Below are 11592 nucleotides of genomic sequence, written 5' to 3'. Positions count from 1 at the left end.
CTTTTTAGAAGAAACAGGGATAAGCGTTATTCCTCTAAATTAAAAGTGCGGCTAGATTTTAAAGAGTTTTTTATGAAAGAAACAATCGTTGCTCAAGCTACTGCGCCAGGTCGTGGTGGTATTGGGATTTTAAGAGTCTCAGGGCCTTTAGCAACAGAAGTTGCACAAGCGGTGTTGGGGAAATGTCCTAAGCCAAGAATGGCTGATTATCTCCCTTTTAAGGATGCTGATGGCACTGTTTTAGATCAAGGGATTGCCCTTTACTTTAAATCACCAAATTCATTTACAGGTGAGGATGTATTGGAATTGCAAGGCCACGGTGGGCAGGTTGTATTAGATTTATTACTCAAACGTATTTTACAAATTGATGGAATCCGTTTGGCGAGACCGGGTGAGTTTTCTGAACAAGCTTTTTTGAATGATAAATTGGATCTTGCTCAAGCGGAAGCCATTGCGGATTTAATTGATGCAACATCAGAACAAGCCGCACGTTCAGCATTGAAATCCTTACAAGGGGAATTTTCGAAGAAAGTAAATGAGTTAGTTGATTCGGTTATTTACTTACGCACCTATGTAGAAGCGAGCATTGATTTTCCTGATGAAGAAATTGATTTCTTGGTGGATGGAAAAATTGAAGCAAACTTACGTGGTATTATTAATCAGTTGGAAGATGTTCGCTCAGAAGCCAAACAAGGTTCTATTTTACGTGAAGGTATGAAAGTAGTGATCGCTGGTCGTCCGAATGCGGGTAAATCGAGCTTGCTTAATGCCCTTGCTGGTCGCGAAGCAGCTATCGTAACGGATATTGCGGGCACAACGCGCGATGTATTGCGTGAGCATATTCATATTGACGGTATGCCATTGCATATTATTGACACCGCAGGTCTTCGAGATGCAACCGATGAAGTCGAGCGCATTGGCATTTCTCGCGCATGGACGGAGATTGAACAAGCCGATCGTATTATTTTGATGTTAGATAGTAGCGATCCTGAAAGTGCAGATTTAAGTAAAGTGCGGTCAGAATTTTTAGCAAAATTACCCACAACGTTGCCTGTCACTATTGTTCGAAACAAAATTGATTTAAATGACGAACAAGCAAGTCAAAGCGAACAGGGGGGTTATGCAATTATTAGTCTTTCCGCTCAAACGCATGATGGTGTACAACTTTTACGTGAGCATTTGAAACAAGTAATGGGTTTTCAAACTGGTATGGAAGGGGGCTTTTTAGCTCGTCGTCGTCATTTAGATGCACTTGAGAAAGCTGCAGAGCATTTGCAAATCGGTTTGGTTCAACTTACTGAATTTCATGCAGGAGAACTTTTAGCGGAAGAATTACGCTTAGTACAAACTTACTTGAGTGAAATTACAGGTGAATTCACATCTGATGACTTGCTAGGTAATATTTTTAGCTCTTTCTGTATTGGAAAATAATTTCTAAATTATGAGCTTTTATACACTTTGTATTATTGCACTGGGCTTATCAATGGATGCTTTTGCTGTATCCATTTCTAAAGGTATTGCATTAAGATCTTTTCGTTGGAAACAAGCTCTTTATATTTCTCTCTGTTTTGGATTTTTCCAAGGTATCATGCCTGCAATAGGTTTTTTTGTAGGCTTGCAATTCAGTTCAATGATTCAAGATTGGGATCATTGGATTGGTTTTGTTTTACTTGCATTAATTGGCATTAATATGGTGCGTGAGGGATTAAATGCTGATTCCGAAGCAAGTGTAGAGCCATCTATAAATTTGAAACGTTTATTGACTTTGGGTTTAGCTACTAGTGTGGATGCCTTAGCAATTGGCATATCTTTTGCTTTTCTTTCGGTCGATATTTTTTCGGCTATGGTAATTATTGCACTGACTACTTTTATCGTTTCATTATTCGGCGTAAAGAGCGGTCATTTTCTTGGGCAAAAATTTAGATCAAAAGCGGAGATTTTGGGTGGCATAGTGCTGATTGGAATTGGTATTAGCTTGCTTTATGAGCACGGTGTTTTCACTTTTTAAGATGCTAATTTTCTACGTTTAGATTATAATCGGGGAAAATTTTATGTTTATAACAAGGGTTATAGAATGTTAATTGAAAAAATGCACAATTTATCAAATTCAAAGGTAGCTAAGTTTATTTTGGGTTTGATTACTTTATCGTTTTTAGTCGGCGGTATGTCTGGCTATCTTTTTAGTTCAAATGATACTTACGCGGCAAAAGTTAATGGTGAAGTGATTTCGCAACAAGACTTTTTAAATCGCTACAACCAAGAATTTGAGGCTCGTGCACAACGCGAAGGCGAAGCATTTATGGCTCAGTCAGATTCTCCTGAATTTGTTACCGCACTTCGTCAAAGCACCATCAATCGAATGATTGATCAAGAATTGCTTCGTCAATATGCGAAAGAATTAAAATTAGGCGTCAGTGATGAAATGATTAAACGAGCAATCGTGACAGATCCTAATTTTCAAGTAAATGGCAAATTTGATAATGGTGTTTATCAACAAGTATTACAACAAAATCGTTTAAGTTCAGATGGTTATGCGGCTATTTTGCGTGGCGCATTAACCCTTGAACAAATGCAAAGTGGTGTTGCTAACAGTGAGTTTATCGTGCCTGCGCAAGCAAAAAATACCGCAGAAGTTTTCTTTCAAAAGCGTTCAGCTCGTTTAGCAACATTATATCTTGCTGATGAAATGGCAAAGCAAACGGTATCTGATGATGAAATTAAAGCTTATTACGAGGCTAATCAAAAATCTTTTGTTCAGCCAGAACAAGTGAAGGTTCAATATATTGATCTCTCTGGTAGCCAAATCGAAAAAGGTATCGAAGTTAAAGATGTAGAAATTGCGCAATATTATCAAGATAATAAAGCGCAATTTATGACTCAGCGTTTAGCACATATTCAATTTGCAAATGAGCAAGATGCTAAGTCTGCTTATGACGAATTACAAAAAGGCGCAAATTTCGCTGATGTAGCTAAAGCTAAATCTTTAGATAAAGTTTCTGGTGAGAATGGTGGTGATTTGGGTTGGGTAAATGCGAATGAATTACCAAAAGCCTTTGAAGATGCCGCCGCTGCATTGCAGGTTGGGCAATATAGTCAGCCAATCAATGTGGATGGTAATTACCATATTGTTTTAGTGCAAGAACGTAAAGCTCAAAATTTAGATGAAGTGAAAGCACAGGTTGCTGATTTAGTTCGTAAATCCTTATTAGAAAATCGTTATTACGCAATTGAAAAGCAAGTGCGTGATAAGGCTTTTGAGGATAGCAAATCACTGAATACCGCGGCACAAGTTGCAGGTGTTAAAGTTCAAGAGAGCGGTTATTTTTCTCGTCAAAATGTACCTGCAGAATTAAATTTCCCTAATGTAGTTTCTGCCGTTTTTGAATCTGATATTGCCAATGGTGGCGCTAATTCAGAGCCTTTGAATGTCGGCGATTATCACGCTATTGTAGTTCGTGTGTTAGATCACAAACCTGAAGGTGTGAGAACATTGGAAGATGCGAAAGCAGATATTGAAATGTTCTTAAAACGCCAGAAGGCTGAAAATGTTCTTAACGAAAAAGCACAACAAGCGGTGAAAGCATTAAGCGAAAATGCTGAATCAAAAGTGGATGGAATTAATTTCTCGAGTGAGCAAACTTTTACTTTAAGTGAAAATAAAGATCCAATTTTAACAAATGGCGTATTCTCAATTGCTAAACCAGCATCAGGTAAAACGGTTTACCAAGTTGCTCGTAATGAGAAAGGCGATGTGGTTGTTATTGCTTTAAATAAAGTAGAAGACGGCGTGCTTAACGATAAAGAATTAAGTCAATTTAGTGCTCAATTATTACGTACAAGTCAGGCAGAAGTTCAAGCGCAATTAATGCAAGGATTGCGTGAGAGAGCAAAAATTGAAGTAAATGATTCTTTCATCAATCAAGATGATGAAGCACAGTAATAATTGATTAAATTGCAATCTCAGATAAATTTTGATAAAAAGTGCGGTAAATTCACCGTACTTTTTTATAGGGAGCAAACAATGGCAGAAGAAACAATTTTTAGTAAAATCATCCGTAAAGAAATTCCTGCAAATATCGTCTATCAAGATGAATTAGTCACAGCGTTTCGTGATATTTCACCACAAGCTAAAACACATATTTTGATCATTCCAAATAAAGTAATCCCAACAGTGAATGATGTGACGGAGCAAGATGAAGTAATGCTAGGCCGATTATTTAGCGTAGCTGCTAAACTCGCTAAAGAAGAAGGCATTGCGGAAGACGGTTACCGCCTAATTGTGAATTGTAATAAACATGGTGGGCAAGAAGTATTCCATTTGCATATGCATTTAGTCGGTGGTGAACCTTTAGGTAGAATGTTAGCGAAATAATGAAAAAATATTTTTTAATTTTGGCGAGCCTTGTGCTCGCTGCTTGTTCAAGTTCAGTAGAAAACTTAACTTATTCAACGAAGCCGATTTTAAATATCACATCTAATCTTTCACCTTTAATTCAAGTTGAAACGAGTCAAAAATCAGCGCTTATAAAAAACAAAAGTCAGCAACTTTTGAATATAAGTTACTACTTATATTGGTACGATCATTTAGGGGTAACCCAAACTTGGGTAAATCAGCAAGAGAGCTATTCCGCTCAATTGTTGCTAAAACCACAAGAAGAGAAATCGATCGATTTAATTAAACCCACTGTAGAAAGTAAAAATTATCGCCTTTATTTAAAATAATTTATGAGCACGTTGTTAATTGATTTAAAAGGAAAAGAGTTGGAACAAGAGGAAGTTGAGTTACTTTCTCATCCTCTTGTTGCAGGATTGATTTTATTTACTCGAAATTTTGAAGCTAGAGAACAAATTCAAGAATTAATTCGTTCTGTTCGTCAACGAGTGAAAAAGCCGTTATTGATTACGGTGGATCAAGAAGGCGGACGAGTTCAACGTTTCCGTGATGGATTCACCATGTTGCCTTCAATGCAGGCTTTTCAAGAAACACTGTCAACAACTGAACACGTGAACTTCGCTAAAGAAGCAGGTTGGCAAATGGCTGCAGAAATGATTGCCTTGGATATTGACTTGAGTTTTGCGCCCGTGTTGGATTTGGGGCATGAATGTCGAGCGATTGGTGATCGCAGTTTTTCATCTGATGTAAAAAGTGCGGTAAATTTAGCAACTGCTTTTATTGATGGTATGCATCAAGCAGGCATGGCATCTACAGGTAAACATTTCCCCGGTCATGGCCATGTATTAGCTGATTCTCATTTAGAAACACCTTATGATGATCGTACAAAAGACGAAATTTTTAGTTGCGATCTCCAACCTTTCCAACAGTTGATTTCACAAAATAAACTCGATGCTATTATGCCTGCGCATGTCATTTATAGACAATGTGATAGTCAACCCGCAAGTGGCTCAGAATATTGGTTGAAAGAAATCTTACGAAAACAATTAAATTTTCAAGGTGCAATTTTTTCCGATGATCTCGGTATGAAAGGCGCTAGCGTAATGGGTAATTTTGTAGAGCGTAGCAAAAAAGCGCTCAATGCAGGTTGTGATCTTTTGTTACTGTGCAATGAACGTGAAGGTGTCATTCAAGTATTAGATAATCTAAAACTTAATGAAAATGAACCGCACTTTATAGCTCGTCAAGCTCGCTTACAAAATTTATTTAAACGTAGAGTGATCAAGTGGAATGACTTGGTTTTAGAGCAACGTTGGAAACTGAATCACCGAAATCTCGCAGATATTCAAAGCCGTTGGTTAGATATTCAGGCTGCAAGAAAATGATTGATTGTCGATACTATCAACAAAATGAATGTCGTTCTTGTCAATGGCTTGACATACCTTATAGTCAGCAGCTAACTGAAAAACAACATCATTTAAAGCTACAACTGACGTCTATTAATTTCGATGGAGCTCAATGGTTGGCTCCTTTTGAATCTGATGAACAAGGCTTTCGCAATAAAGCTAAAATGGTTGTGAGTGGTAGTGTTGAACGCCCGATACTGGGCATTTTAAAAAATCCTAATGATCCACAAAGTGCGATTGATTTGTGTGATTGTCCCCTTTATCCAACTCATTTTTCATTGATTTTTCCGGTTTTAAAGGATTTTATTGGCCGTGCTGGTTTAGTACCTTATAACATTGCTAAACAAAAAGGCGAGCTCAAATATATCCTGCTGACAGAAAGTATCGCGATGGGAAAATTAATGTTGCGTTTTGTATTACGCACAGAAAATAAATTGCCATTAATTCGTCGAGAATTACCCAAATTATTGGAAAAATTACCGCACTTAGAAGTAGTTAGCATTAATTTACAACCACAGCACGCGGCCATCTTAGAAGGTGAACAAGAAATTTTTCTGACAGAACAACAATTTTTACCTGAGAATTTCAACGGTATTCCGCTCTTTATTCGCCCACAAGGTTTCTTTCAAACCAATCCTAAAGTGGCAGCGGGATTATATGAAACCGCTCAGCAATGGGTGAGCGAATTACCAATTTATAAAGTCTGGGATTTATTTTGTGGCGTGGGAGGATTTGGACTACATTGCGCGAAAGCTTTACAGGAAAAATGGGGAAAAAGTATAGAGTTAACTGGAATTGAAATTTCCTCCTCAGCTATTTTTGCAGCGAGTCATTCCGCTAAAATATTGGGGTTAGAACATGTAAATTTCCAATCCCTAGATGCGGCGAGTGTGATGAAAAATCAGGATGAGAATAAGCCAGATCTTGTGATTGTGAATCCACCACGTCGTGGAATTGGAAAGGAATTAAGTGAATTTCTTAATCAAATTCAACCGCACTTTATCTTGTATTCCAGCTGTAATGCCGTGACAATGGGTAAAGATTTACAGTATCTCACTTGTTATAAACCATTGAAAATTCAAATTTTTGATATGTTTCCGCAAACATCTCATTATGAAGTATTAGTTTTATTACAAAGAAAAAAGATTAATTAAGGTGAGATAGAAAAAACTAAGGAATTTGAAAGAAGGGTGGTGGAACTAAGCAGAATTGGTCTTAACAGCAAGTGGCTTACTGCACGCATCCCTGCGGGATTTCTACCTAGCCCACCATAGATTAGAAAATGCATCTTGGTGTTCTAGCTTTTGCGGCATAAAACTATGCAATAAGGTTATAAACCTTTAAAAGCCACTATATCAGGAGACCAATCCTGTCTTCCCACTATATTTGTAAGAAGTTGAATAATGATAGAATCCTTTATATTAATTGTCAATTAATGTTTTGAATATTATTTCTAATTAAACAAAAACCATCCAAATTGATTTTGGATGGTTTCATTTTGAATGATTTATGATGAAAAATTATCTTGCACCATATACAACGATGGTTTTTCCATGGGCATGGATAAGATTCTGATCCTCTAACATCTTAATAATACGTCCTACAGTTTCTCGTGAACAACCAACCATTTGCCCTATTTCTTGACGTGTAATTTTGATTTGCATTCCATCAGGATGTGTCATTGCGTCAGGCTGTTTAGCTAAGTTCATTAGCGTTTGAGCAATACGACCTGCCACGTCTAAGAATGCTAAATTACTGACTTGGCGTGAAGTATTTTGTAAACGTCTTGCCAATTGTGCGGTTAAAAACATTAAGATTTCTGGGTTTGCTTGAATTAATTGACGATATTTTTTATAAGAAATTTCAGCAATTTCACATGTTGTTTTTGTTTTTACCCAAGCAGATCTTTTTGAACCTTCATCAAATAATCCAGCTTCACCAAAGAATTGTCCTGCACCCAAATAAGTGAGGATCATCTCTTTACCTTCATCATCTTTTGCTGACACCATCACAGAGCCTTTTATGACATAATAAAGTGTCGTTGCATCTTCACCTGCGTGAATTAAAGTCGATTTTGCGGGATATTTATGTAAATGGCAGTGAGTAAGAAACCAATCTAAAACTGGATCTCGTTGAGTTGTATCTTCTTCTTGAGAGGAGGTGACAACTTCATCAATTTCGGTTAATTCATTTGACATTCGTGCTCCTTACATTCCTGTTTCAAAAATTCCGTTTTATTTTTGATGTCAATGGATTCATGCAATTCAGACCATACAATCACCGCAATTCCATTGCGAATTTGAGTCAGTAAAAGTTGTTTTTTTTGGTTGAGTGAAAGTTCTTCTATACCGTAATCGGTTCCTTCGCGTAAAATTACGCTTTCTACGATATTATCTAATGTTTCTGCTTCCAGTTCTTGCCAAGGAATAATCATATATTTACTCGGTAAAGTCAATTAGGCAAAAAGTGGCTCGATAAAACGCCATTGTTGTTCGAAAGACTGGCTTGCATTCAGACGGAAATTAGTACGAACATAGCGCATAAATTGTCCTTCACATAGTGTCACTAAATGCGAGGCAATTATGCGTTCATCTACATTAAAGCCGCGTCCTTCACGCAATTTTCGCATCTGTAAAATATTGACAAACTGCATTTCAAGACGATTAAAAAATTGTGCGACTCGAACTTGTAATTGAGCGTCTTCAAACATTAATGCATGACCCGTTAGAATTCGAGTTAACCCAGGATTTTTACGGGCAAAGTCTAAAATTGTTTGTAAAATATCATGAATGCGATTCATTGTTTGGGTTTCGTTACGCATTGATGCTGAAATTCGGCTCAACAACGTACTTTCAATATGTTCAATGAGCGCTTCAAACATTTTTGTTTTGCTTGGAAAGTAACGATATAACGCAGCTTCAGATACCCCAACTTCTTTTGCTAGACGAGCCGTTGTCATACGCTCCATGCCGCGTTCGGAATGAAGCATATGTATCAACACGGTAAGCACTTGTTGACGACGTTCTTTTACCGTTCTTTTTTCAATTTTTGGTGTTTCAATTTTAGGCGCAATCTCTTCCACGCCTGATAAAGATAATTGTTCTTCTACCATAAATTATTGTTTACCTGAATGACCGAAACCGCCTGCACCACGTTCGGTTTGTTGAAAATCTTCTACAATATTAAATTCAGCTTGTACTACTGGCACGAAAACAAGTTGAGCAATGCGATCGCCGACTTCAATTTTGAATGGTTCATTTCCACGGTTCCATATTGATACCATTAATGGCCCTTGATAATCGGAGTCAATTAATCCTACAAGATTTCCTAGCACAATGCCGTGTTTATGACCAAGACCCGAGCGAGGCAAAATCACTGCAGCTAAATTTGGATCCGCAATATAAATTGAAAGGCCCGTCGGAATTAATTTGGTTTCACCTGGTTGAATTTCAAAGCTTTCATTGATCAAAGCACGTAAATCAAGACCTGCCGAACCTTCAGTTGCGTAAGTTGGCAGAGGAAATTCATTTCCAATGCGAGAATCTAAAATTTTTACGTCAATTTTTTTCATGTCATACTCCGTTTGAAATTCGTTGTTAAGTAAAAGTGCGGTTGAAATTATCAGGCCTTTTGATAGTGTTCGATGATTTCATTGACTAAATCAGCTGCAAGTTCCACTTTTGATTTTAGCGATAATTTTTTATGACCATTTTTCCAGAAAAGCTGCAAGGCATTTTCATCAGCGTTAAAAACTTGTCCGCCAGATACATCGTTGGCACAAATCATATCAAGATTTTTGCGTTCAAGTTTATCTTTTGCATAATCATCAACATTTTGGGTTTCCGCTGCAAAGCCAACAGTAAAAGGACGATGTGTTTTTAAATGTCCTACATCTGAGATAATATCGGGATTTTTAATTAACTTGATAGATATTTCATCCCCTGATTTTTTGATTTTTTGGTCAGCGACTTCAGCTACTCTGTAATCAGCAACAGCTGCACAACCAATGAAAATTTGATTTTTCACCGCACTTTCAAGAGAGGCTTGCCACATTTCTTGTGCGGATATGACATTGATTCGATTTACATTTTTGGGTGTTGTTAAATTCACTGGTCCTGAAATCAGCGTGACGTTCGCCCCACGTTCTGCAAATGCTTCAGCAATTGCAAATCCCATTTTGCCTGAACTATGGTTAGAAATATAACGAACAGGATCGATTGCCTCACGCGTTGGGCCTGCTGTAATGGCGACATTTAATCCTTGCAGATCTTGTTTTTGAGAGACAAAATCAGAAAGTGCAGCAAAAATTTCCTCTGGTTCTGACATACGCCCTTTCCCTATATCGCCGCAGGCTTGAAAACCACTATTCGGGCCGATAAGCTCAATCCCTCGAGTTTGAAGAGTCGTTAAATTTTGTTGAGTAATGGATTGGCGATACATCTGCTGATTCATTGCTGGGGCAAGAAAAATTGGCGCATCAGTCGCAAGACAAATTGTTGAAAGTAAATCATTCGCCATGCCTACAGTAAGACGGGCTATAAAGTCTGCACTAGCTGGCGCAATAATGATGGCATCAGCCCATTTGGCAAGTTCAATATGCCCCATTGCTAGCTCTGTTTGTGGATCAAGTAAAGATTGTGAGACAACATTGCCTGAAATGGCTTGAAGCGTTAAAGGAGTAACAAATTCTGCCGCAGCGGGGGTTAATACTACACGTACTTCGGCTTCTGCTTTGCGTAACAAACGAATCAACTCTATTGTTTTATAGGCTGCAATACCGCCAGTTATGCCGACTACAATATGCTTTCCGTTTAATTTCATGTTTCAACCTTTGTTAGTGCTTAGCCACAATTCTGTTATTTTACTTTAATTTTATTGAATGCCCAATGCTATTTTTGCGATACATATCGCAGACTTTGTATAAGTTACTCGTAAAACAAGAAAAGAGCGGTCAAAATTTTTTCTATTTTTCGTTCAATATCTTATGGAAAACAATGATGATTTAATGCCACGGGAAAAATTGCTTAAATTTGGTGTAGAAACTCTCGCTGATTATGAATTGCTGGCGATCTTTTTACGAACTGGTATAAAAGGATGCCCAGTCATTCAGCTTTCGAAAAATGTCTTATCACATTTTGGTTCCTTGCATGCTTTACTTTCTGCAGATGAAAAAGCCTTCTGTTCCGTAAAAGGCTTAGGCATTACGCAATTTATTCAACTGCAAGCAATTACGGAAATGACCAAGCGTTATTTAAAGCAAGAGATGTTAAATACCCCGATTATTAATGATCCTGAAACGGTAAAACTTTTTTTACTCACTGAATTGCAACATGAGGAAAGAGAAGTGTTTATGGTTTTATTTTTGGATAATCAACATCGTCTGATAAAAAAAGAGCGGTTATTTTTAGGTACAATTAATGTATCAGCGGTTTATCCTCGGGAAATAATCAAAGAAGCACTTTATTGTAATGCGGCTGCTTTAATTTTAGCGCATAATCATCCTTCGGGTATAACGGAGCCGAGTTATTCGGATCAGCTTATTACTAAAAAAATTCAGGAGTCAGCAGAATTAATGGAAATTAGAGTACTTGATCACTTAATTGTCGGAAAAACAGATTGCTATTCTTTTGCAGAGAACTTTTTATTATAAATTTTTATAATGTTGGCCATTTTTTTACCGATTACATTCAGGAAAATCGCATTTGCACTTGAGAAATGAAAACAAAGCCAGTATAATTTGCGACCTTTAATATAGTAAGCGGGTCGGATTAGCGCGACCTGACGAGGTAGCAA

The 11592-nt window shown here is 37.4% G+C and carries 13 protein-coding genes; 8 read left to right on the top strand and 5 right to left on the bottom strand.

What is annotated here, in order from left to right:
• Window positions 1-72: 72 nt before the first annotated feature.
• The 7 genes from mnmE to rlmC all read left to right on the top strand — a co-directional run bounded on the left by mnmE (window position 73) and on the right by rlmC (window position 6953).
• Complete coding sequence (gene mnmE, locus A8M50_RS07875; protein WP_005645971.1) at window positions 73-1431, top strand: tRNA uridine-5-carboxymethylaminomethyl(34) synthesis GTPase MnmE; 1359 nt, start codon at window positions 73-75, stop codon at window positions 1429-1431.
• A 10-nt stretch (window positions 1432-1441) separates the two neighbouring features.
• Window positions 1442-2008: a manganese efflux pump MntP gene (locus A8M50_RS07870; RefSeq protein ID WP_005645876.1), complete on the top strand. Its 567-nt coding sequence runs from the start codon at window positions 1442-1444 to the stop codon at window positions 2006-2008.
• A 66-nt stretch (window positions 2009-2074) separates the two neighbouring features.
• Complete coding sequence (gene ppiD, locus A8M50_RS07865; protein WP_005645913.1) at window positions 2075-3940, top strand: peptidylprolyl isomerase; 1866 nt, start codon at window positions 2075-2077, stop codon at window positions 3938-3940.
• An 81-nt stretch (window positions 3941-4021) separates the two neighbouring features.
• A complete protein-coding gene (gene hinT, locus A8M50_RS07860; RefSeq protein WP_005645938.1) occupies window positions 4022-4372 on the top strand; it encodes a purine nucleoside phosphoramidase in 351 nt (116 codons plus the stop codon).
• Window positions 4372-4722: a YcfL family putative periplasmic lipoprotein gene (locus A8M50_RS07855; protein ID WP_005645894.1), complete on the top strand. Its 351-nt coding sequence runs from the start codon at window positions 4372-4374 to the stop codon at window positions 4720-4722. The genes hinT and A8M50_RS07855 overlap by 1 nt, the downstream gene beginning before the upstream one ends.
• Window positions 4723-4725: 3 nt before the next feature.
• Complete coding sequence (gene nagZ / locus A8M50_RS07850; protein ID WP_032826555.1) at window positions 4726-5778, top strand: beta-N-acetylhexosaminidase; 1053 nt, start codon at window positions 4726-4728, stop codon at window positions 5776-5778.
• The gene (rlmC, locus tag A8M50_RS07845; RefSeq protein WP_032826553.1) at window positions 5775-6953 is read left to right on the top strand and encodes a 23S rRNA (uracil(747)-C(5))-methyltransferase RlmC; all 1179 of its coding nucleotides are present in this window, start codon (window positions 5775-5777) and stop codon (window positions 6951-6953) included. Before nagZ ends, rlmC begins: the two co-directional genes overlap by 4 nt.
• Window positions 6954-7319: 366 nt before the next feature.
• On the opposite strand, the gene crp is transcribed toward rlmC, so the two are convergent.
• From crp to coaBC, 5 genes are read right to left on the bottom strand one after another with little or no spacing between them, the layout of a single operon-like run.
• The gene (crp, locus tag A8M50_RS07840; RefSeq protein ID WP_005645968.1) at window positions 7320-7997 is read right to left on the bottom strand and encodes a cAMP-activated global transcriptional regulator CRP; all 678 of its coding nucleotides are present in this window, start codon (window positions 7995-7997) and stop codon (window positions 7320-7322) included.
• Window positions 7982-8233 carry a YheU family protein gene (locus A8M50_RS07835; protein ID WP_005631427.1) on the bottom strand — a complete coding sequence of 84 codons (252 nt, stop codon included), beginning with the start codon at window positions 8231-8233 and terminating at the stop codon, window positions 7982-7984. The genes crp and A8M50_RS07835 overlap by 16 nt, the downstream gene beginning before the upstream one ends.
• Before the next feature lie 21 nt (window positions 8234-8254).
• The gene (gene slmA / locus A8M50_RS07830; protein WP_005645921.1) at window positions 8255-8911 is read right to left on the bottom strand and encodes a nucleoid occlusion factor SlmA; all 657 of its coding nucleotides are present in this window, start codon (window positions 8909-8911) and stop codon (window positions 8255-8257) included.
• A gap of 3 nt (window positions 8912-8914) precedes the next feature.
• The gene (gene dut, locus A8M50_RS07825) at window positions 8915-9370 is read right to left on the bottom strand and encodes a dUTP diphosphatase (RefSeq protein ID WP_005645940.1); all 456 of its coding nucleotides are present in this window, start codon (window positions 9368-9370) and stop codon (window positions 8915-8917) included.
• 50 nt (window positions 9371-9420) lie between these two features.
• Window positions 9421-10620: a bifunctional phosphopantothenoylcysteine decarboxylase/phosphopantothenate--cysteine ligase CoaBC gene (gene coaBC, locus A8M50_RS07820; protein WP_005645951.1), complete on the bottom strand. Its 1200-nt coding sequence runs from the start codon at window positions 10618-10620 to the stop codon at window positions 9421-9423.
• Between the two features lie 163 nt (window positions 10621-10783).
• On the opposite strand from coaBC, the gene radC reads away from it, so the two are divergent.
• Complete coding sequence (gene radC / locus A8M50_RS07815) at window positions 10784-11449, top strand: RadC family protein (protein WP_005645955.1); 666 nt, start codon at window positions 10784-10786, stop codon at window positions 11447-11449.
• Window positions 11450-11592: the final 143 nt, after the last annotated feature.

Origin of the sequence: Haemophilus haemolyticus (assembly GCF_001679045.1) — a bacterium.
Classification (GTDB): Bacteria; Pseudomonadota; Gammaproteobacteria; order Enterobacterales; family Pasteurellaceae; genus Haemophilus; species Haemophilus haemolyticus.
This window is presented reverse-complemented; position numbering and strand designations above follow the sequence as displayed.